The 22,883-nt window shown below is 49.0% G+C and carries 19 protein-coding genes; 17 read left to right on the top strand and 2 right to left on the bottom strand.

Translation table 11 applies throughout. The annotated features are described in order from the left end of the window. Window positions 1-99: 99 nt before the first annotated feature. Complete coding sequence (locus NSS79_RS26415) at window positions 100-1,431, top strand: PhoH family protein (protein WP_076109033.1); 1,332 nt, start codon at window positions 100-102, stop codon at window positions 1,429-1,431. 612 nt (window positions 1,432-2,043) lie between these two features. Next, on the top strand, window positions 2,044-3,276 hold the full coding sequence (locus NSS79_RS26410; RefSeq protein WP_342436801.1) for an extracellular solute-binding protein: 1,233 nt from the start codon (window positions 2,044-2,046) through the stop codon (window positions 3,274-3,276). Here NSS79_RS26410 and NSS79_RS26405 read toward each other — a convergent pair. Both NSS79_RS26405 and NSS79_RS26400 read right to left on the bottom strand, forming a co-directional pair. Further along, window positions 3,268-4,401 carry a hypothetical protein gene (locus tag NSS79_RS26405; protein WP_342436800.1) on the bottom strand — a complete coding sequence of 378 codons (1,134 nt, stop codon included), beginning with the start codon at window positions 4,399-4,401 and terminating at the stop codon, window positions 3,268-3,270. The two genes, NSS79_RS26410 and NSS79_RS26405, sit on opposite strands and share 9 nt — an antisense overlap. Before the next feature lie 169 nt (window positions 4,402-4,570). Next, entirely contained in the window at window positions 4,571-4,807 is a 237-nt protein-coding gene (locus NSS79_RS26400) for a DUF2626 domain-containing protein (protein WP_038595390.1), read from the bottom strand. Between the two features lie 346 nt (window positions 4,808-5,153). On the opposite strand from NSS79_RS26400, the gene NSS79_RS26395 reads away from it, so the two are divergent. The 15 genes from NSS79_RS26395 to NSS79_RS26325 all read left to right on the top strand — a co-directional run bounded on the left by NSS79_RS26395 (window position 5,154) and on the right by NSS79_RS26325 (window position 22,858). Then, window positions 5,154-5,804, top strand: a complete 651-nt coding sequence (locus tag NSS79_RS26395; RefSeq protein WP_038595388.1) for an RsfA family transcriptional regulator — start codon at window positions 5,154-5,156, stop codon at window positions 5,802-5,804. 130 nt (window positions 5,805-5,934) lie between these two features. After that, window positions 5,935-6,894: a 2-dehydropantoate 2-reductase gene (locus NSS79_RS26390; protein WP_342436799.1), complete on the top strand. Its 960-nt coding sequence runs from the start codon at window positions 5,935-5,937 to the stop codon at window positions 6,892-6,894. A gap of 6 nt (window positions 6,895-6,900) precedes the next feature. Next, window positions 6,901-7,287 carry a DUF3397 domain-containing protein gene (locus tag NSS79_RS26385; protein ID WP_342436798.1) on the top strand — a complete coding sequence of 129 codons (387 nt, stop codon included), beginning with the start codon at window positions 6,901-6,903 and terminating at the stop codon, window positions 7,285-7,287. Between the two features lie 150 nt (window positions 7,288-7,437). After that, a complete protein-coding gene (locus NSS79_RS26380) occupies window positions 7,438-9,159 on the top strand; it encodes a peptide ABC transporter substrate-binding protein (RefSeq protein WP_342436797.1) in 1,722 nt (573 codons plus the stop codon). A gap of 216 nt (window positions 9,160-9,375) precedes the next feature. Next, window positions 9,376-10,308: an ABC transporter permease gene (locus tag NSS79_RS26375; RefSeq protein ID WP_038595383.1), complete on the top strand. Its 933-nt coding sequence runs from the start codon at window positions 9,376-9,378 to the stop codon at window positions 10,306-10,308. 2 nt (window positions 10,309-10,310) lie between these two features. Next, window positions 10,311-11,258, top strand: a complete 948-nt coding sequence (locus NSS79_RS26370; RefSeq protein ID WP_342436796.1) for an ABC transporter permease — start codon at window positions 10,311-10,313, stop codon at window positions 11,256-11,258. Between the two features lie 13 nt (window positions 11,259-11,271). After that, window positions 11,272-12,267, top strand: coding sequence for an ABC transporter ATP-binding protein (locus NSS79_RS26365; protein ID WP_038595381.1), 996 nt, complete (start codon window positions 11,272-11,274; stop codon window positions 12,265-12,267). Further along, the gene (locus NSS79_RS26360) at window positions 12,264-13,184 is read left to right on the top strand and encodes an ATP-binding cassette domain-containing protein (protein ID WP_342436795.1); all 921 of its coding nucleotides are present in this window, start codon (window positions 12,264-12,266) and stop codon (window positions 13,182-13,184) included. The genes NSS79_RS26365 and NSS79_RS26360 overlap by 4 nt, the downstream gene beginning before the upstream one ends. 218 nt (window positions 13,185-13,402) lie before the next feature. After that, the gene (gene bshC / locus NSS79_RS26355; RefSeq protein ID WP_342436794.1) at window positions 13,403-15,034 is read left to right on the top strand and encodes a bacillithiol biosynthesis cysteine-adding enzyme BshC; all 1,632 of its coding nucleotides are present in this window, start codon (window positions 13,403-13,405) and stop codon (window positions 15,032-15,034) included. Window positions 15,035-15,122: 88 nt separating this feature from the next. Continuing rightward, on the top strand, window positions 15,123-16,394 hold the full coding sequence (locus NSS79_RS26350) for an adenosylhomocysteinase (RefSeq protein ID WP_076109040.1): 1,272 nt from the start codon (window positions 15,123-15,125) through the stop codon (window positions 16,392-16,394). Window positions 16,395-16,632: 238 nt separating this feature from the next. Next, window positions 16,633-17,070 (top strand): division/cell wall cluster transcriptional repressor MraZ, encoded by a 438-nt coding sequence (mraZ, locus tag NSS79_RS26345; protein ID WP_038595376.1) that lies wholly within the window; start codon window positions 16,633-16,635, stop codon window positions 17,068-17,070. A 43-nt stretch (window positions 17,071-17,113) separates the two neighbouring features. After that, a complete protein-coding gene (gene rsmH, locus NSS79_RS26340; protein ID WP_340896962.1) occupies window positions 17,114-18,067 on the top strand; it encodes a 16S rRNA (cytosine(1402)-N(4))-methyltransferase RsmH in 954 nt (317 codons plus the stop codon). Window positions 18,068-18,091: 24 nt separating this feature from the next. Further along, entirely contained in the window at window positions 18,092-18,487 is a 396-nt protein-coding gene (locus tag NSS79_RS26335; RefSeq protein ID WP_038595373.1) for a hypothetical protein, read from the top strand. Between the two features lie 43 nt (window positions 18,488-18,530). Next, on the top strand, window positions 18,531-20,756 hold the full coding sequence (locus NSS79_RS26330) for a penicillin-binding transpeptidase domain-containing protein (RefSeq protein ID WP_340896963.1): 2,226 nt from the start codon (window positions 18,531-18,533) through the stop codon (window positions 20,754-20,756). 176 nt (window positions 20,757-20,932) lie between these two features. Beyond that, complete coding sequence (locus NSS79_RS26325) at window positions 20,933-22,858, top strand: stage V sporulation protein D (protein WP_340896964.1); 1,926 nt, start codon at window positions 20,933-20,935, stop codon at window positions 22,856-22,858. Window positions 22,859-22,883 lie beyond the last annotated feature (25 nt).

The following is a 22,883-nucleotide window of genomic DNA, read 5'->3' as shown; positions in this document are numbered from 1 at the left end:
TTACTCCTTTCAGTCAGAAATCAGTTCTTTACTTTATCTTGCCCTTGCTGAAAAGAGTTATGTATGATCAATCAAACCAGGCGCTGTGGAGGGGATAGCATGAAAAAGATATTTGTACTAGACACCAACGTGCTTTTGCACGACCCCAATTCGATCTTTGCTTTCAAGGAGCATGAAGTAGTCATTCCGGCCGTGGTTCTGGAAGAGATTGACTCCAAGAAGCGTAATGCCGATGAAATCGGCCGCAACGCCCGCACCGTGTCACGATTGTTAGACGGACTCCGGGAACTGGGCCACCTGCATAGCGGTGTGGTTCTGGAACATGGAGGCATGCTGAAGGTGGAGCTTAACCACCGCAGCTTCGTAAAGGTACAGGAAATGTTCGGTGAGGTGTCCAACGACAACCGGATATTGGCTGTAGCGCTCAATTATCTTCATGAGGAGAACGAGAAAGCTGAACCACGTCCTGTGGTACTCGTAAGTAAAGATGTACTTGTCCGCATCAAAGCGGATGTGCTTGGCATTACACCGGAGGATTATTTATCTGACCGTACAGGTGATCTGAACGAGCTGTATACCGGCTACCAGTCACTGATGGTCCATCCTTCGCTGATTGATGAATATTACAGCCATCGTTTCCTGTCCGTCAAACAACTGCCCCTGTCCTATGCGCTCTACCCTCATGAATTTGTAATTCTGAAGGATGAGATCGGCAGCGGCAAATCTGCTCTGCTCAAAGTGAACAGCGACGCCACACGCCTTGAACCGCTTTATCTGGGCAATGATGCGGTGTGGGGTATCAGTGCCCGCAATGCCCAGCAGCGGATGGCGCTGGAGCTTCTGTTGAACGATGACATCCCGCTGGTAACTATTACCGGCAAGGCAGGAACGGGCAAAACGCTGCTGGCGCTTGCTGCCGGATTGTTCAAGGTGGAGGATGAGCACCGCTACAAGAAGCTGCTCATCGCCCGGCCGGTTGTGCCGATGGGTAAAGATATCGGATATTTGCCCGGGGAGAAGGATGAGAAGCTGCGTCCGTGGATGCAGCCGATTTATGATAATTTGGAATTTCTGTTTGATACGAAGAAGTCCGGGGATATTGATAAAATACTCATGGGCCTCGGCAGCATCCAGGTGGAGGCACTCACCTACATCCGCGGACGTTCCATTCCTTCGCAGTTCATCATTATTGATGAAGCCCAGAACCTTTCCCGCCATGAGGTGAAAACCATCGTCTCCAGAGCCGGGGAAGGCAGCAAGGTTATTCTTATGGGCGACCCGGAGCAGATCGACCATCCTTATCTCGACGCAGCAAGCAACGGGCTCAGCTATATTGTTGAGAAGTTTAAGCAGGAAGGGATCAGCGGTCATATCACACTGGAAAAAGGCGAGCGTTCCCGCCTGGCCCAGCTGGCCGCCGATTTACTGTAATCGCCAGAGGTCTTTGATTCGTTGCGCTGAACACAATATAGTGATTTTGCAACAAACCTAATCACCGCGAAGCGATTCATTATCACTACCACAGCAAAAGCCGGGAGATCAATGTCTCCCGGCTTTTTGCCTGCCGGCCCCCGGAACGGCGGAGGTTTCAGGTTCTACTCACAGAAGTAGGTTAGCGGAGAGAGCGGAATTGTTCTGGAGAAGCGGCAGCGTTCGCTTTTATCCCCGGATTTCTTCCGCTGCAGGCGGAACTATATAAGTTGAACAAAAGAACTATCTAGAGGCAAAAGCAGCGGAGGGGAATTTTGGAACTGTAGGAGCGATAGCGACCGCCTGAAAGCTTTCCGTGGGAAAGCTCGCTTCGAAAGCATAAGCAGTCTACGGATTTCAACCGCAAATAGCGGGTTAAATCAAGAAATCTGTAGACAATAGCGGCCGGAAGTCCAAATCTTTCTTGTAATGCAACATTATATCGCAAATGTCCCGAGGCCTCCGCCGTTCACACCTATATAATAGAAAGAGAACGTTTTCAGCTAACACAGACAATCAAAGAATCATCTGGTAAAATAGGGGGACAAGTGTTTAGGCCGGAGGGGAAAAGAAATGCTGAGACGCAAAAACTATTGGCTGCTGTTTGCAATACTGCTGCTTGCGCTGACAAGCTTGTCACCCAGCATGGAGCTGGACACCAGCGAACGCACCCGTCCGCAGAAGTTGCCGCTCGATCAATCAGAGCGCCCGGATTCGGGAGAGACGGGAAATGTGCAAAGCCTGCAGATTCGCGTTTCGCTGAGCAGCGAAGAGCTGCGGGAGCTGGAACGGATCAGCAGGAACTATACATTATCGAGCGGGATTGAAGTTGTGCTGAGCAATGTGGACAGCGAGGAATCGGCTGAAGCGCTGAAGCAGGACCTGACTACAGGCGACAGTCCGGATATTGTGATGACCGATGGCCGCAATATTTCCGATCTGGCCACCCGGGGATATTTGCTACCGGTGGATGTCTACCAGAGCGTTCCCGGCAGCGCCCCGCTGACCCTGCTCATTCCGCAAATGCAGTGGAATGGATATGACTGGGGAGTTCCGCTCGATATTGATCCTTATGTACTGGTGTATTCTCCGGCGCGCCTTGCCGAATTGGGCCTTTCGGAAGCGCCGAAAAGTCTGGAGCAGTGGAGCGGGCTGCTGAAGCATCTTCGAGAAGAACAGGCTCAGGAACAATATATCCTGGCTATGGATACCCGCAATCCCTATGGTTACTCTGCGGTCCTGGAAAGTATGGGGGCCAGCCTGACTTCAGAGAATGCGGCAATGCTGGAGTGGACCCAAAACGCCCGTAGCTCCTTCTATCTGACCAGCCGGTACAATAATGAAATCTGGAATATGCTACAGGAGGGAAAGGTCGCCGTAGCTGCGCTTCCACTCTCTGAATTCCAGAAGCACGGGAATTCATCACTGGCTGTGGAAGTGCCGCTGCCTGGCGGGAGCAGTAAAGGCTATGAGGCAATGTACAGCCGTTTCTTCGCCCTTCCCGCAGAGTCGAGCAACCCGGAGGCGGCGGTAAAATGGCTCGCCTATATTACCTCCAGCTCCGCGCAGCTCGAATGGCTGGAGAACACGGGGCGTCTGCCTGCGCTGGATGAGCTTTACCGTTCGGGACTTCCAGAGATGGACAGGCTTCCTTTTGACTCCGGGGTGCTGCTGACAGACGAAGCCATCACCGGGGAAAGACCGGTTGGCGGCTGGAGTGAGCTCTCCACCGCGGTGGCAATGCTGCTTACCGGCAAGCTGGATGCCGCAGGATACCGGGAAGCGCTGGCAGCAACCTCAAAATGAGATGGAGAGCTTTACATAAAGCACGCCTTCTTTGCTTTCTACTTCAGTCGCATGCAGAAGTGAGACGATTTTCTCCGGATAAAACCCTAGATCGAATTCTTCCTCCAGTGACTGGCGGGTGGAATCAGGCAGCTCCAGGCCGTTAAATACTACATTGTCGACATGGAACATGAGCCCGTTAACCGGCTCGTTTTCAATCGTGTAATGACCGGTCAGGGTAAGCGTCAAACCGCCGCTGGTTCCCGAAGCAGTCACCTGACCCTTGTTGAAATGAAAAGCGAAATCCTTAAACAGCTCATTTTGTGAGACCAGAAAGGTATTAAGATCCTCTTCTTTCAACGCAAGGGTATAGGTCATTCCTTTACGGGTCAGCATCCCGCTTTTGCTCTGGACAAATTGCGGCAGATGATTCATAGCCGATGACAAAGCCTTGAAATAGGTTTTCACTTCATGGATACCAATGTTCTCCCAATACCTCGTAAATTCGTTCAGCAGCGCGCTCATGCTCTGCGGATCGCTGCTGGCACTGATTCCTCCTTCAATCTCCTCATTTAAAGCGGCAACCCGCGTTTTTTGCTCGGTAAGAGCCGTTTTAAGCTCCTCAAGTTCCTTGCTGCTGCGCAGCGAAGCCGTTATCGTGGATTTCATATCTTTGTATTGCTCTTCATACTGATTGAGGATGTTGCGGTCCTGACCAATAATAATCTCGTAATAATCGTACAGGGCAAGCATCCGGCTGATACTTTTAGCGGAGAGCAGAGCAGCCAGCAGACTATCTCTGTCCCCCATATAATAAGAACGAATGACAGCTCCGGCACGCTCTTGTTGATCTGCGATAGCTGCTTCTTTATCTGCTGCTTGTTTGCTGAGGAGCGAAACCTTCTTCTCGAGAACCTTTTGCTGCGCGGTAATTCTAAGGATCTCACGTTCGATTTCAGCAGAGGACAACGTCTGCTCCAGCAGCCTGCGGGTCTCTTCGTTATCGGGAAAATCAGGAGGAGAGGAGACGGCGGCAGCACTAGAGCCCATGGAAAGCGAGGCCGCAGAGGTCAGCGGCAGCATCGTGCAGAGAAGCAGAATGAGCAGGAAGGCGAACCTTCGGCTTAAAATATTGCGGGAAAGCACTACACCACCACCTTTGGCAAAATAGAATAGGTATGTACTATTAATATGTTTTGTCCTGCTAAAATATCATACCCTGTTTTCAGCCTCCCGGCCTACAAAAAGACAAACAAAAAACGGAAGTCGTCCTTATGTCTAAGGAATTGACTTCCGTTTGATTGGCTAATAGCCATTATAGCGGCAACCCCATCTGAAAGATCGTCCAGTAGCTGAAGCCGGTAAATGTAACAATCATATATCCCCAGAACAACATGATGTAGGTCTTTTCTGTAAACTTCAGATAGCCAAGTATTACAAAAAAGGCGGTTTGCAAGAAGAAGAGTAAGGCCATCTCGGTTAAATCCCCGGCAAAAGCCATCAGCCCGATTACGAGCGTGAAAAAACCCAATACGCGAAACATGCGGTCCAAGAGAGTGTCCCCCTTCTTAGAATGATTCCCGAATATGACTTCTTTGGATTGATTATACCTCCTGGACAAAAGACTGTAAACGAATTCATTGAAAAAAACCTTTGTTTTTTTAATTAATATGATTTTTGACATTGACATATGTGTTTAGCGAGAGAATTTAGAAATTATAGCAATGTGCGTATGATGTTTAAGCAAAATGGAAATACAATTTAGTATCAAATAGATTCTATGAACTCTATCAGAGGCATAGAAATGGAGTAAGCAGCTTTTATCCTATTCACTACCCGGCGGAGCTGCCGGTTATGAAGATGGCTATTTCATGATGTTGTTAGGAGGGTTAGGCTTTATGACAGCCGTTAGACAAGATGCTTGGAGTGCTGAAGATGATTTGATTTTGGCAGAAATAACGCTGCGTCATATCCGGGAAGGCAGTACGCAACTCGCTGCTTTTGAAGAGGTGGGAGAAAAAATCGGCAGGACCTCGGCGGCATGCGGATTTCGCTGGAACAGTTGTGTCCGCAAAAGCTATGAGGATGCAATTGGCATCGCTAAAGGCCAGCGCCAGAAGCGGAGCTATTTAAAAAAACAGCCGATGAACAGGGGAGCACAGGTAGCAGGACTGATTCTCGGGGACATTGAAGAAGAATATGGACGAAGCGAAGGCCTGAACGAAAATTCGTTATCCATTGATGCGGTTATCCGTTTCCTCAGACAGTGGAAAGGAACCTTTCAGGAGGCGGGACGCCAGCTGAAGATGCTGGAAAGAGATCTGCGGGAGAAGGAAGATGAATTATCCGAGCTCAGGGTAGAAAATGAGCGGTTATCGAAGGAAGTTAACCTCGCCCAAAGTGATTACCGTGTGGTAAACGATGATTACAAGGCACTGATTCAGATTATGGACCGTGCCCGCAGACTTGCCTTCCTTAACGAAGAAGAAGAGGAAATGAAGACTCGGTTCAAAATGGATGCCAACGGCAATCTCGAACGTATGGAATAAAGGTTATGCAACAGTATGACCCGCAAACAAAGCTGCCTTCGGGCACAGTGTTTGCGGTTTTTTGTTTTTGCATTTGCGGGAGCCTGCGGATATAATGAGGGAAATTATTGGAAGGGTGCGGAGGCAAGGCGTGAAAATTGATATTATTGGTGCGGGATCACTTGGTTTGCTGCTGGCAGGAAAACTTATCGGCGCCGGAGCCGAGGTCAGAATCTGGTGCCGAAGCGAAGAACAGAGCAGGGCGCTGGAGGAGAACGGTATTACAATAAGCTATGAAGATGGCCAACCCCGAGTTTTCCTTTCGCCCGACAAATTTAGGTCAGCAGCTGTGAATACCTTTGCCGAAGTTTATCTGCGTGATCCGGGGGGATTTATGGCAATTATGGTCAAGCAGAATGCACTTCATAATGAATTCCCGCAGATACTGCTTCCACTTAAGCAGAGCAAGGTTCAGGCGGTGTGTTTTCAGAATGGCTATGGCCATTTGGAGCTGCTGCAGGAGCTGCTGCCACAAGCATCAGTTTGGGCAGCGGTAACCACTGAGGCAGCCAAAAGAAAAACATTAACCGAGGTTGTTCATGCAGGGAGAGGAGAAATATGTATAGGGAAGGTTGGCGACAGCAATACTACTCATGGTCCATCCTCGCTAATTAGTTTCATTGAAACGCTCACAGCAGCAGGATTCTCCGCCTCTATGTCGAAAGAAGTGGATACCATGATTTACCGGAAGCTTTTAATCAATGCTGTGATCAATCCTCTTACAGCGATCTGGCGCGTACCTAACGGTCAATTGCTCGCTGCCGAGCAGCGCATACATTTGATGAAGGAGCTGTATGAGGAAGCGATTGCCGTTTATGAAGCCTGCGGTATTGCTCTTGAAAGTAACGCCTGGGAAGGCATAATGGAGGTTTGCCGGGCAACAGCCGGCAATATTTCATCGATGCTTGCCGATGTGTTGTCCTCAAGAGCAACGGAAATACGCTGGATTAATGGGAGCATTGTGGATATGGCGGAGCGGAGTGGCATCGATGCTCCACAACACCGCTGGATTTGCCGGATGGTAGAAGGCATGCTTGTGAGGGAGAGGTGAGGCTGTTTGGAATTTCTGCGGAATTCGTTCATTACTATAAGCGTTATTCCGATTGTTCCTTTTTTAATCGTCTATTTTGCGGGAATAGGCCTCAAAAAAGAAAAGAAAAGCACTTTTTTGCTGGCAATGGACGTGACTACATTATTTTTATTACTTTCCGTATCGGCCTTATTTAATATCATATTTGATTCGGGTTGGGGCTTCTATCTTATACTACTTATTGTATTAATATCCACCGGATTGATTGGAGGGGCTCAAAATCGCTTGAAAGGAAAGGTGGATAAAAAACGGTTACTTCGGGCAGTATGGCGGCTTACTTTCTTTTTTATGACCGTTAGTTACATTCTGTTTTTATTCGTAGGCCTCATTCGATACATATCACAAGCGATGTAACGTTCCACTGCTTCGGTGAAGCGTCAATGTCACAAATCTTTTAAGTTTAAAAAAAAAGCGGTTTTCAGAAAATATTGCTCTAGATTTTTTTGACCACTGGTTGTATAATCATAAACCATATACCACATTCTATTTAGGGGGAACTGCTAGATGAAGAAGAGTAAAAGTCTATTGCTCATGATTGCATTAGTTTTAGTCATCGGCACAGTGCTTGCTGGCTGCGGCGGAAACAATGCAAACAATGGCAAAAATGCCAGCCCGACCAATGCGCCGGCTGACAATGCAGGTAACAAGAACACAGGAAACGCAACTGGCGATGAGAAGTTAGCTGCTGACCAAACGCTTAAGATCAACCTGAGCTCCGAGCCTCCTACATTTGACCCGCAACAAGCTCAAGACAGCACATCCAATGCTATCCTGAAATTGCTGTATGAAGGACTTACTCGTCAAAATGCAGAAACTGGGCAAGCTGAAGAAGGTATTGCTGAGTCCTGGGAAATCTCCCCTGACGGCAAGGTATATACTTTCAAACTCCGTGATGCAAAATGGAGCAACGGCGAACCTGTAACAGCTAAAGACTTCGCCTTTGCTTGGCAGCGTGTACTTGATCCGAATGCGGAACAAGCTGCTCCTTACGCTTACCAATTGTTCTACATCAAAGGTGCTAAAGAATTCAACGAAGGCAAAATCACTGATTTCAGCCAAGTTGGCGTTAAAGTAGTTGACGATAAAACACTTGAAGTGACACTGACCAACCCTACACCATATTTCTTGGGTCTGCTGTCTTTCTATACGTACTACCCAGTGCATAGTTCCGTTGCAAATGATCCAAAATGGGCAACTAAGGTTGAAACCCAAATTACTAACGGACCTTTCACTTTGTCGGAGTGGACAACTGGCCAATCTCTGGCCGTAGTTAAGAACCCATCGTACTATGCTGCAGATCAAATTAAAGCAGCAGGCATCAACTTCTCCATCGTAAACAGTGGTGCAACTGAACTCTTGAGTTACAAAAACGGCGAACTTGACCGTGCAGGCGGTCCGATTGGTGAAATTCCAACCGAGCAGCTGCCAATCGTTGAGAAGGAATTCCCTAAAGAATTTGCAAGAAAAGGTATTTCCAGCGTTTACTACTACCAGTTCAATGTAACTGAAAAACCTTTCACAAATGCTAAAATCCGTAGAGCCTTGGCTATGGCTATCCAACGTCAGCCAATCATCGATAACATCACTTTGGGCGGACAACTGCCGGCATTCGGTTATGTTCCTCCGGGCATCCAAAGTAATGAAAAAGAATATCGTGCTCAAGTAGCTGATTCCCAATACTTCAGTGAAGATCTGGAAGGCGCTAAAAAATTGCTAGCCGAAGGTCTGAAAGAAGAAGGCTTGGATAAACTGAGCTTCTCTCTGACTTATAACACAAGTGAAGGCCACCAAAAGATCGCTGTAGCCATTGCTGATATGTGGAAGAAGAACCTCGGCGTTGAAGTTAAGCTCGAGAACAAAGAGTGGGGCGTCTTCATCAAAGACAAACAGAACAAGAACTATCAAGTAGCACGTGCCGGCTGGTCCGCGGACTTCAATGATCCAATGACTTACCTTGATATGTGGGTAACTGGCGGCGGTAACAATGATACTGGTTACTCCAATCCAGCGTATGACAAACTGATCGACGAAGCTAAAAAATCTTCAGACAATGCTGTTCGTCAAGAGAAGTTTGCTGCTGCAGAAAAAATGATTATGGATGATATGATTGTAATTCCGATCTATTACTACACAAACAACTCGTTGACTAAAGAGTACCTTAAAGGTGTAACTCTTGACTTCAGCGGTGCAATCGACCTGACCCGCGCTTACTTGCTCGAACACTAAGAGTAAAGTTTGCAACAAAATACAGTAATATAATATCTGAAGGTTTTTATATTACTTCGGGATATATATGTGGAACTCCATATATATCCCTTTTTTTTGTATGGGATAGTAAATGAGATTATTTGGAAAAAATAACAATTTGATTAAATGGACAAATGAGTATTTTTTCCTTAGAATAGGTAAGTAAAAATATTGTCGAAGGAGGTGATGGCGGGCATGGTTCGTTATATTTTCAACAGATTTCTCCACATGATTATTTCCCTGTTTGTATTGATATCTGCGACCTTTTTTCTAATGAAGGCGATTCCCGGAGATCCATTCACGGCAGAAAAGAAAATTCCTGAACAAATTTTGCAGCGTCTATACGCGCAGTATAATTTGGACAAGCCCGTCTTTGAGCAGTACGTAATTTATTTGAAGAATATTATTAAAGGTGACCTGGGCATCTCAATGAAAATGCTTAACCAGGAAGTAACAGATATTATTTCACAAACCTTCTCTTCATCGCTGAAGCTTGGGGTTGTGGCTATTATCGTAGCGATTATCATAGGTGTAGGTCTAGGGATGCTTGCGGCTCTGCATCACCGGAAATTGATCGATAATGTCGCAATGATATTGGCTGTTCTCGGTATTGCGGTACCGAGCTTTGTTGTGGCTTCATTGCTGCAATATTTGCTGGCCTATCATTGGAAAATTTTCCCTGTCATGGGCTTTAAAGGACCGATGAATTATTTCCTCCCGGTTATGGCACTGACGGCGTCGCCGATTGCAGTCATTGCACGTCTTACCCGTTCCAGCATGCTTGAAGTGCTTCATGCCGATTACATCAAGACAGCAAAGGCGAAGGGCCTCAGCTGGATGTCGATTTTATCCCGCCACGTGTTGCGCAACGGTATTATGCCGGTAATTACTTATGTGGGACCGATGACCGCGAACATTATTACCGGTTCTGTTGTCATTGAACAAATCTTCGGTATCGGCGGTATCGGTAAACAGTTCGTTCAAGCGATTAACACACGTGACTATCCGATTATTATGGGTATCACCATATTCTATGGTGTAATCCTTATGGTCGCACGTTTCCTTACGGATGTCGCTTATGTTGCTGTTGACCCACGTATTAAACTTGCTGGAGGAAAGGAGGATTAACGTTGGCTGCAAATAATAATACTGTTGCTCCACATGTGGACCTGAAGCCCGAAGATTTCCGTAAAATCGGCATTGATGAGAAGGAAGCGGAAGTGATTCAGCGCGAAAGCCTTTCCGCTTGGCAGGATGCATGGCAGCGTCTGCGCCAGAACAAATTAGCTATGGTTGCGCTGGTTATTATGATCTTGATTGTCATTATGGCCATTGTTGCTCCGCATTTGGTTCCTTATACTTATGATTCGAATGATTTGATGAGTACGAACAAGAAACCATCCATGGATCACTTGTTCGGAACGGATGATTTTGGACGCGATGTATTTGTCCGCACCTGGATGGGTGCCCGGATCTCGCTGATTGTCGGCCTTGCCGCTGCGATGATTGACTTAATCTTTGGTGTTATTTACGGTGGAATCATGGGATTCTTCGGTGGACGCATCGATACTGTAATGAACAAGTTCTCTGAAATTTTATATTCGATTCCTTATCTGCTCGTAGTAATCATGCTGCTTGTAGTATTTGAACCGAGTCTGTGGACGATTATACTTGCCTTGACTATCACAGGCTGGATCAATATGTCCTGGATTGTGCGCGGCGAAATTATGCAGCTCAAAAACCGTGAATTCATCTTAGCCTCCCGCTCTATGGGTGCTGACTGGAAACGCCTGCTGTTCAAGCATTTGCTTCCAAATGCAATGGGACCGATTATTGTTACCGTAACGTTGTCCGTACCGAGCGCAATCTTCTCCGAAGCGTTCCTTAGCTTCCTCGGACTTGGCGTACAGGCACCGGTAGCTTCACTCGGTTCCATGATCAATGACTCCCTTACAGGCTGGATGTACTATCCTTGGCGGATGATCTTCCCTGCGCTTGTTATCAGCTTGACCATGCTGTCCTTTAATATTTTTGGTGACGGACTCCGTGATGCACTGGATCCTAAGCTGAAGAAATAGGAGGTGAACATTGATGGAACCCATTCTGCAAGTTAAAGATCTGCATGTTTCCTTTTTTGTAAAAGGCGGAGAAGTACAGGCTGTCCGCGGTATGAATTTTGAAGTAGGCAAAGGTGAAACGGTAGCCATTGTCGGTGAGTCCGGCAGTGGTAAGAGCGTTACGGCGCAATCGATTATGCGGCTCATCCCTACACCGCCCTCCAAAGTGAAACAGGGCGAGATTATTTTTCAAGGACAGAATCTGCTGAACAAAAGCATGAAACAAATGGAAAGTATTCGCGGCAAAGATATTGGCATGATATTTCAAGACCCGATGACTTCTTTGAACCCAACTATCAAAGTGGGCAAACAGATAACCGAAGTTTTGATCAAACATCAGAATATGTCAGCGGCCGAAGCGAAAAAGCAAGGTATTGAGATGCTGAAATTAGTTGGCATCAAAAATGCGGAGGCTCGCTTTAACCAATATCCCCACGAATTCTCCGGCGGGATGCGCCAACGTGTAATGATCGCCATTGCACTGGCCTGCCGCCCGGCTCTGCTGATTGCAGATGAGCCGACAACGGCGCTTGACGTTACGATTCAAGCGCAAATCATGGATGTTATGAAAGAGATGCAGCAAAAACTGGGGACCTCCATCATCCTGATCACTCATGATCTCGGCGTAGTTGCCGGCATGTGTGACCGGGTCATCGTTATGTATGCTGGTGAAGTGGTGGAAACAGGTACCAGATGGGAAATCTTCAAGAATCCGCAGCATCCGTATACCAGGGGGTTGCTGCGGTCGATGCCGCGTCTGGACCAAAAGAAGGGTGAGCCTTTGATTCCGATCATCGGGACTCCCCCGGATCTGATTAAGCCGCCGATCGGCTGTCCGTTCACAGCGCGTTGCAGTGAAGCAATGCATGTCTGCGAACAAATCGATCCCGGTGCAACAGAGTTCAGCGAAACGCACATGGCGCGTTGCTGGAATCTGCATTCGATGGCCAAGGAGGTGCAGTTCGTTTGAGTAAGAACCTGATTGAAGTTGAAGGTCTTAAGAAATATTTTAATGTAGGCAAAGGTAAAGTTCTTAAGGCTGTTGATAATATTAATTTCTCGATCCGCGAAGGTGAAACTCTGGGTATGGTTGGGGAATCCGGATGCGGAAAGACTACTGCCGGCCGTACGGTGCTTCGTTTGTATGAACCGACTGCAGGAAGCGTAAAGTACAATGGTACTGATATCTATAAATTATCCTCGGGCAAAATGAAGGCGCTGCGCCGTGACATGCAGATGATTTTTCAGGATCCGTATGCTTCACTTAACCCGCGTCTAACGGTGTCCGATATTATCGGGGAAGCACTGGACATCCATGGGATGGCCGGAAGCCGTGCAGAACGCAAGAAACGGATTGAAGAGCTGCTAGATATGGTTGGACTTAACCATGACCATGCAACCCGCTATCCGCATGAATTCTCCGGCGGCCAACGCCAGCGTATTGGGATTGCCCGCTCGCTTGCGGTAAACCCTAAGTTCATCGTCTGCGATGAACCGATTTCCGCACTTGACGTGTCCATTCAGGCGCAGGTTGTCAACCTGCTCAAAGAACTGCAGGACCGTCTTGGACTTACTTATCTCTTTATCGCACATGATTTGTCCATGGTTAAGCACATCAGTGACCGTGTGGCGGTAATGTACCTGGGTAAAATGGTTGAGCTTGCAGAAAGCGAAGAGCTTTATGCGAACCCGCTTCACCCGTACACGAAATCGCTGTTGTCGGCGATTCCAGTTCCCGATCCGGAAATTGAAGTCAACAAGAAACGTATTCATCTGCATGATGAGCTTGGCAGCCCGATTTACTCGGCTGACGAGAAGAGTAATGACGCCGATTTTGAGCTTGTAGAAGTATCCAAGGGGCATTTTGTTGCTAAAGCATTTGCTTAAGGCAAGCAGAGCTCTCTTTTATAACTGAAACAGAGGGGGTTGTGGCACAAGTCATACAATGGCTTATGGCACGGCCCCCTTTTGTATAGGAAATTATGTTTGTAATAAGAATCTTTAGTTATTTTTTGACGCCAACACTTACATTGGATACAATCATAAAGAGTTTACCAACTTGTGATTACATATAGCAGGCTTAGCTGAACAGGAGGCATTTGTACATGGAAGTAATACCGGAACCGATCCCGGGCGGATCTGCGCTCGCACGCGACTATATAGACCGTTATGAAACGGTAGAGCATTTGTACGGCGGGGATTTCAGAGATGAAGACAGCCGGGAGAAACGGGCAGCATGGCTGGATGCAAATGAACATCAGCGTGCCGACCGTACTAAGATTGCTTCAGCCTTACGGCTCTATAACGAACAGCATAATCCCCATTCTGCGGTAAGGAATGCTCTGGCGCTGCTGGAACAGCCAGGGACGCTGGTGGTGACCGGGGGGCAGCAAAGCGGCCTGTTTACAGGTCCGCTGTTTGTCGTATATAAGGCAATCACCACCATTCAGGCGGCAAAAGAAGCTGCAGCCCAGCTTGGTCGGCCGGTTGTGCCGCTCTTTTGGATTGCCGGTGAAGATCATGACTGGGACGAGGTCAACCATACATTTGTCTTAAACCGCACCGGGGAGATCACCAGAATCAAGCTGGACAAAGCTGAAGGACCCCGTTCTTCTGTCAGTGATATTAAGGTGGAAGAATCGGGATGGGAGCAGGTCATTGCCGAGCTGGATGGCTTGCTTCAAGAAAGTGAATTCAAACCGCAAATCATGGAGTTTATCCGGGAATCGTCACGAATGGCGGGCAGCATGAGCGATGCTTTTGCCAAGCTGATCGGTTCGTTATTCGGCAAATTCGGCCTGATTCTGCTGGATTCTGCCGATCCGGAACTGCGCAAGCTGGAGAAGCCGTTTTTTGCCAAACTGATTGAACGCAATGATGAGCTGGAAGCAGCCTACAAACAATCGGCAATGCGTATAGTTGACGGAGGATATGAGCTACAGGCAGATGTGACCTCCGGCAATGCGAATCTTTTCTATATACATGAAGGTGCACGGCTGCTGCTGCATAAGGCGGATGGGCGATATACTGACCGCAAGGGTGTCGTCTCCTTCTCACCGGAGGAACTGCTGGCAGTGCTTGAAGACCATCCTGAACGCTTCAGCAACAATGTGCTGACACGCCCGCTTATGCAGGATTATGTCCTGCCGGTTCTGGCCACAGTACTGGGACAAGGGGAACTGGCCTATTGGGCCATTCCACGCGATGCCTTCGAAGTTGTCGGCGGACAGATGCCGCTGATCCTTCCGCGCATGTCTTTTACAGTCATAGAAGGAACACTGCATAAGCATATGAATAAATACAGCCTCACCTTCGAGGATGTAAGACAAGGGCTTGAACAGAAACGGAAAGAATGGATCACTGCCCAGGATGAACTGGAGCTTGGCCGCCGGTTCGAGGAAACGAAGGAAGCCTTCTCCGCCATGTATGAGCCGCTGATCGAACAGCTCGGAACGATTCAGGCCGGTCTGCTTAAATTAGGCAATAACAATAAAGAGAAGATCCTGGATCAGATTGCATTTTTACAGGGAAAAGCCCAGGATGCCATGGAGAAACAAAATGAAGCTGCGCTCCGCCAATGGGAACGGATTGAGCTGTCACTCATGCCGCTGGGAAAGCCGCAGGAAAGAGTATACAATATGATGTATTACTTGAATCGCTACGGCCCGGCTTGGCTGGATGAACTGCTGACCATACCCGCCGACTTCAGCGGAACGCACCGTATTATTTATATGTAGGAAAAGAGAAGTAAGCTTACGAAGGAAGTTTTGTTCGAAGTTAGTCTAAGGAAGTCTATGTTTACAAAACTTTTAGGAGGTTTCATAAATGAGTTCAATGTCGAAAGAAAATAGTATTGTCGCGGACATGTCGCTCGCGCATGAAGGGCATCTGAAAATCGACTGGGTCCGCCAGCATATGCCGGTGCTGAACCGCATCCGCGAGCAGTTCGAAGCTGAACAGCCTTTCAAAGGGCTGAAGGTGTCGATTACGCTGCATCTGGAAGCAAAGACGGCTTATCTTGCGAAGGTAGTCAAGGCGGGCGGTGCTGAAGTTACAATAACCGGATCAAATCCGCTGTCGACCCAGGACGATGTCTGCGCGGCGCTTGTCGAAGACGGCATTACAGTGTTCGCCAAATATAATCCCTCACCGGAGGAGTTTAAGGCACTGAATATCAAGGCTCTGGAGAGTAAGCCGGATCTGATCATCGATGACGGAGGAGATTTTGCGACCCTGCTGCATTCGGAACGTCCCGACCTGATGGAGAATATCCGCGGCGGTGCTGAGGAAACCACTACAGGGATCATTCGGCTGAAGGCACTGCAGAAGCAGGGCATCCTGAAGTTCCCGATGGTTGCCGTCAATGATGCGTATTGCAAATATTTGTTTGATAACCGTTATGGTACGGGCCAGTCGGCATGGGACGGGATCGTCCGTACAACCAACCTGATTGTAGCAGGCAAAACCGTGGTTGTAGTCGGTTACGGCTGGTGCGGCAAAGGGGTAGCCATGAGGGCTAAAGGCTTGGGCGCTAACGTAATCGTCACTGAAGTGGATGCAATCAAGGCAGTGGAAGCGCATATGGACGGATTTCATGTGATGCCGATGCTGGAAGCGGCCAAACGCGGTGATTTCTTCGTTACGGTTACCGGCAACCGGTATGTCATCCGCGGCGAGCATTATGATGTTATGAAGGACGGCGCAATTATGTGCAATGCCGGACATTTTGATGTGGAAGTGAATAAACCGGAACTTGCGGAACGATCGGTATCCCAGCGCACTGTGCGTAAAAATATCGAGGAATACCAGTTGAAGGACGGACGCAAGCTGTATCTGCTGGCTGAAGGCCGGCTGGTCAATCTGGGTGCGGCCGATGGGCATCCGGCGGAAATAATGGATACAACTTTCGCTTTGCAGGCGTTGTCGCTTAAATATGTGAATGATAATTACAAGAGCATCGGTGTCAAAGTGGAGAATGTTCCTTATGACCTGGATGAGCAGGTGGCACGCTACAAGCTCGAAAGTCTGGGAATTGCTATCGACAGCCTGACTCCAGCGCAGGTGGAATATCTGGACAGCTGGAATTTGAACGACTAAGCGGTATTTTATCCTTTATCGATAGGCCCGTTGCCATGTATATGGTGCGGGCTTCTTTTTTTGATCCGGATGGATGAATGCATGGAGTCAGGTGCCTGTGGAGGGGATGACTTGACAAACAAGAAAAAATTACCTTGCTGCGGAAAAAGGTTTTTGATTTTTAATGGCGAATCTATTATGCTTAGGTGGTGTAAAGTGGGGTAAAGTGGGGAATCGGTAGCAAGGGGTGGGTAAAACTATGTTTATGGGGGAATTCCAGCATAGCATTGACGACAAGGGCCGTATCATTATTCCGGCCAAGTTCCGTGAATTGCTCGGAACCTCTTTCGTAGCGACCCGCGGCCTCGACTCCTGCCTGTTTGTTTATCCCATGGAAGAATGGGGAATCATGGAGCAAAAGCTCAAAAGCCTTTCACTGATGAAATCGGATGCCCGTGCCTTCAGCCGCTTTTTTTTCTCAGGAGCGACAGAATGTGTATGGGACAAGCAAGGCAGGGTGAATCTGCCGGGGAATCTGCGGCAATATGCCAAGCTGGACAAGGACTGTGTTATTCTGGGCGTTTCGAACCGGGTGGAGATCTGGAACAAGGAGCTATGGGAGCAGTACTTCGAACAGTCAGAGGAATCGTTCAACGAGATTGCCGAAAAATTGGTGGATTTCAATTTTGATCTATAACATACACAAACACAATTCGAATACTGCCCTGGAGGGATGCAGCTTGTTTCACCACATCACGGTGCTTAAGGAAGAAGCGACAGAAGGGCTGCACATCAAGAAGGATGGGATTTACGTTGACTGTACGCTCGGAGGAGCCGGACACAGTTCTCTTATCGCATCCAAGCTTAGCGGCGAAGGCCGGCTGATCTGTCTGGATCAGGATGAGTGGGCTTTGAACAATGCGAGGGAGAAGATGGCTGAATACGGGGAGAAGGTTGTTCTGGTTAAGACCAACTTCCGCGATCTTGAGCAGGTGCTGAAGGAGCTTCCTTTTGTGCCGCAAAAAGATGGCGTTCCCCAGGTCGACGGAATCCTGTTTGATCTTGGCGTATCCTCACCCCAGTTCGATGAAGGGGAACGGGGGTTCAGCTATAATCACGATGCTCCGCTTGATATGCGGATGGACCAGTCCGCAGAGCTGACTGCAGCCGAAATCGTCAATACATGGAGCGAGCAGGAAATCGCCCGCGTGCTTTTCCAATACGGAGAAGAGAAGTTCTCGCGGCGGATCGCCCGCAAAATTGTGGAGCGAAGAGAGGAACGGCCGGTAGAAAGTACAGGCGAATTGGCTGAGCTGATTAAGGAAGGCATCCCTGCAGCTGCGCGCAGGACGGGTGGACATCCCGCCAAACGCAGTTTTCAGGGTCTGAGAATCGCCGTGAACGACGAGCTTGGCGCTTTCGAGGAAGGACTTCATGGAGCAGTGCGCTGCCTGGCACCCGGAGGAAGGGTATCAGTAATTACCTTCCATTCTCTGGAGGACCGGATTTGCAAGCAAATCTTCAGCAGCTATTTAAGCAGATGCACTTGCCCGCCTGACTTTCCTTTTTGCGTATGCGGCGCTGAAGGCACTCTCAAGTTAATTAACCGCAAGCCGCTCGTTCCTTCCGAGGAAGAGCTGGAGCTTAACCCGCGCGCCCGTTCAGCGAAACTGCGTATTGCAGAGAAATTGTAAAAAGACGATAAAGGAGAGTCAGAGATGGCCTATACCCGCGGCAATTTAGCAGTTCAACCCAAGAGAAAAGAAGAGGTAAACCCGCTTTACCGCGAGAAGACAAAAGTTGTCACTAGGCGGATGGTGATTCCACTGCAGGAGAAGCTGATGTATATGCTGACACTGGGAGCATTCGTGCTGGTGGCTGTCGCCCTGATTTGGCGTTACGTCCACATTTATGATTTGAATTTGCAGGCTCAGAAGCTGGACAGCGAAATTGCAAACAACAAAAAGCAGATTGCCACCTATCAGATGGAGAAGCAGAATTTAGAGCAGCTGGTAATCGAGAAGGCAAAAAAGCTGGGATACGTGCAGCCGCCTGAGGATACCACTATTTATGTGCCGGTGGGCAGTACTTCAACTGACGGAGATAACCAATAGCGATTGGCAGAAGTCGCAATAATAGAGTTTGTGAGGTTTCCTTATGTTAAAAAGAATAAAACTTCGCACGCTGTTTATAGGAGGGTGTATTACCCTCTTTTTTCTTGTTTTAGTCGCCAGGGTGTTCTGGATACAGGTTCTGCAAAGCGAGTCCTGGCAGGAAAAGGCGGCCAAGCAGTGGGCCCATGAATCGGTTATTAAAGCGGTGCGGGGAACGATTGAGGACCGCAACGGCATTGTTCTGGCAAGTGATGTCCCGGCGTATACCGTTGTGGTGGACCCTGCAGTCATTGCTGAGCTGAAGATCGGGGAAGAAGTTATTCAGGGTCTGCATGACCTGCTGAACAAGCCGGTGGATCAGTTGAAGATACTGGTTGAGGCCAAGGATGATAAAGGCAATCTTCTCAAGAATCGCGAGGTCCGCACCGAAGGCTGGAAAATCGATCAGGAAATGAAGGACAAAGTGGACGCTTTTATCAAAAAGCTCCGCAAGGAGCATGATATTCTTGAAACCGGCGTCGGCACGGTCAGGGAGCAGAGGCGTTATTATCCCAAGAAAACACTTGCCGCGCATATTTTGGGTTATACCGACAGAGACGGCATTGCCATAGCGGGGCTGGAGAAATATTTCGACAAGCAGCTTAAAGGCGTCGACGGCAAGCTCAATTACCAGAGTGACGGCAAAGGATTTAAGCTGCCTGACTCACAGGATACTTTTCAGCCTGTCGTGAACGGCAGTGATTTCAAGCTGACCATCGACAGCACAATTCAGTATTACATCGAAGAAGCGATGAAAAAGGCTTATGAGCTGTACAAACCAAAGTCCATAAGTGTGATTGCCGCCGACCCGAACACGATGGAGATTCTGGGCCTGGCCAATTTGCCTACCTTCAATCCCAATGAATTCTGGAATTCGGAAACGAAACCGGGGGACTTCTATAACCACGCCATCATGTCGAGATTTGAGCCGGGCTCGACGTTCAAGGTTGTAACGCTGGCCGGTGCGGTGGAGGAAAACCTCTTTGATCCGAATGCCTATTTCATGTCCGGCCAAATCAAACTCAAGGGTTTGCGCAAGCCTATTCCTGATATCAACAGAGTAGGATGGGGTGAAATCACTTACCTTGAAGGGGTTAAACGTTCCAGCAACGTAGCTTTTGTTAAGCTAGGCTATGAAATGCTTGGAAAGGAAAGGCTGCTGCAATATATCACTGATTTTGGTTTCAAAGATAAAACAGGTATCGACCTTCCGGGAGAAATCATCGGGCGTGTTAACCCCGACCCGAATAATGTGTCGGAAAATGCTACACTTTCTTACGGTCACGGGAAATTGGAAGTTACTCCGATCCAACAGCTTACGGCGGTGGCAGCGATTGCGAACGGCGGCAAGCTGATGGTACCGCATGTCGTCAAGGAAATTACCGATCCGAATACCGGGAAGACAACGGTCACCCAGCCTGAGGTTGTGCGTCAGGTCATCTCGAAGGAAAGCGCACGCGAGACCGGAAGCTATCTGGAGCAGGTTGTTGCGGATTTGCAGCATGGGACCGGGAGATATGCCTACATTGAGGGCTACCGTGTGGCGGGCAAGACCGGGACGGCGATCAAGCCAGACGGCAAGGGTGGTTATGACCGGGACAAGGTGCGCTCTTCCTTTCTCGGATACGCACCGGTCAATGATCCGAAGATCGCGGTCTATGTCATCATTGACGAGCCTGCTGACGCTGCCGGCGGCGGTGTCGCGGCGGGCCCGGTGTTCAAGGAGATCGTATCCCAGGCTCTGCCCTATATGGGCGTGCCCAAAACGGGTGACGCGAGCGATACGGACAGCGGCAAGAAAACGGTCAAGGCGCAAGCCTCTGTACAGCGCAAGGCACCTGATCTGACCAGCAAAACCGTGAAGGCAGCCAGAGAGCTGCTTATCAATGGGGGATATGATTTTGAAACGGTGGGTCAAGGAGCTACTGTGGTCAGCCAGTACCCAGAGAAAGGAACTGTGCTTGCAACAGGACAGCGCATTTACCTGTTAACTCAGCAGGGGGAGAAACAGACCATTCCGGATTTGCGCGGGCAATCCCTGCGGGATGCATTGGAAATTCTCAATCTTCTGAAGATTGGCATTGCAGTGGATGGCGAAGGGTATGTCTCCGAGCAAACGGAAGGCATCAAAAATGGCAAGCCGCTGGTTACTCTGAAGCTCAATCCGATCAATGAATACGGTGAGGATATCCCGGTTACGGTACCTGCGGAGGATGCAGCGGAAGAGTAGCCGGGAATCTCAGGCTATTTAAAGAAGTGAACCGAAGCCGTTCCGGCAGCGGTAAAACCGTGTTAGCCCGATTAGCTTACGAGCGGCAATCGTACAGGCTGTTCTAAGCCCTGTTTGTCCCGAATAGTCATGTGATAAGAGATCATGTCTATACGAGCGAAAGCGGGGAGAACGGAATGAAGGTTTCGAAAGTCGTAACTCGGCAGAGAATGCTGTGGACGCTGCTGGGATTGGCCGTATTGTTCGGCTCTCTGGCCGTGCGTCTTGCCTATGTGCAGTTGTCCAAAGGCGAAGAACTCAGCGCCAAGGCGGAAAATTTGCTGCGCCGTGACATACCTTTTACTGCAAAACGCGGTGAAATATTGGACCGTGAAGGGACGTCACTGGCCTATAATGTCAGCTCGCCTACGATTTATGCGGTTCCTGTGCAGGTGAAGGATAAGCAAGGAACAGCACAACAGCTGGCTCCACTACTCGGCATGACTGAGGTGAAGCTAGTGACGCTGCTGTCTAAAGGGAAGTCTTCGGTGAAGTTACAGCCCGGCGGCCGCAAAATTACGATGGAGCTTGCCGCAAGCATCCGTGATTTGCAGCTGCCGGGCATCGTTGTCGCTGAGGACAACAAACGTTATTATCCTTACGGGGATTTGGCGGCCCATATTCTTGGGTTTACGGGAATTGATAATCAGGGCATCACCGGCGTTGAGAATATTTACGATAAACTGCTGCGGGGAATTGACGGGAAAATATCCTATTTGTCTGATGCAGGCGGCCGGTTAATGCCTGGCTCCTCTGAGAAGTATTTCGAACCCCAGGAGGGACTGAGTCTGCAGTTGACCATTGACAAGCAGATCCAGTCCATTATGGAACGTGAGCTGGATCAGGCAATGGTGAAATATCAAGCTCAGGGCAGCTGGGCTATTGCCATGAATCCGAAGAATGGCGAGATTCTGGCAATGGCGAGCCGGCCGGGTTATGAGCCGGGCGCTTACAAGGAATACGATGCGGCAGTGTATAACCGTAATCTGCCGATATGGATGACGTATGAACCGGGTTCGACATTCAAGATTATTACCCTGGCTGCGGCGCTGCAGGAGGGGAAGGTGGATTTGCAGCATGAGCATTTTTTTGACCCCGGTTTTATTGAGGTCGGCGGGGCGAAGCTGCGCTGCTGGAAAAAAGGCGGCCATGGCAGCCAAACCTTTCTGGAAGTGGTGGAGAATTCCTGCAACCCGGGTTTTGTCGTGATGGGCCAGCGTCTTGGCAAAGATACCTTGTTCAAATATATCCGTGATTTCGGCTTTGGCACGAAGACGGGGATCGATTTGAACGGGGAGGCAAGCGGCATCCTGTTCAAGCCTTCGCAGGTGGGGCCGGTGGAACTCGCTACAACAGCCTTTGGCCAAGGGGTGTCGGTTACACCGATTCAGCAGATTGCGGCAGTGTCTGCGGCAATAAACGGCGGTAAGCTGTACACGCCTCATGTTGCCAAGGCATGGATTAATCCGGATACAGGTGAGACGGTATCGGAAGTGAAGCCGCAAGAAGTGCGGCAGGTTATTTCCGAGGAAACCTCGAAGAAGGTGCGGGCTGCCCTTGAGAGCGTAGTTGCCAAAGGCACCGGGAGGCCGGCATTTATTGACGGCTACCGTGTGGGGGGCAAGACAGGGACGGCACAGAAAGTAATCAATGGCCGATATTCTCCTACGGAGCATATCGTATCTTTTGTAGGCTTTGCGCCTGCGGATGACCCGCAGATTGTTGTGTACACTGCGGTGGATAATCCACAGGGCATACAGTTTGGGGGCGTGGTGGCGGCTCCGATCGTACAGAACATTCTTGAGGACTCTCTGCGTTATTTGAAGGTGCCGGAGCGTAAAGACCAGCTTCCCAAAACCTATAAGTACGGGGAGACTCCGATTGTGACGGTTCCCGATCTGACAGGCGCCACAGTTCAAGATATTTATGAAGATCTCAATATGAATTTTACGCTCGTGCGTTCAGGCTCAGGCAATACCGTAGTCAATCAGGCCCCCAAAGCGGGAGCTAGAGTCGAACAAGGCTCGACAATCAGGATTTATATGGGGTCTTCCGGTGAATGATAAGAATGACAAAGCAGAGTGAGGG

The sequence above is a fragment of the Paenibacillus sp. FSL L8-0436 genome (assembly GCF_038593025.1).
Classification (GTDB): Bacteria; Bacillota; Bacilli; order Paenibacillales; family Paenibacillaceae; genus Paenibacillus_AQ.
The sequence above is the reverse complement of the archived record's forward strand: the minus strand, read 5'-3'. Positions and strand labels throughout refer to the sequence as shown.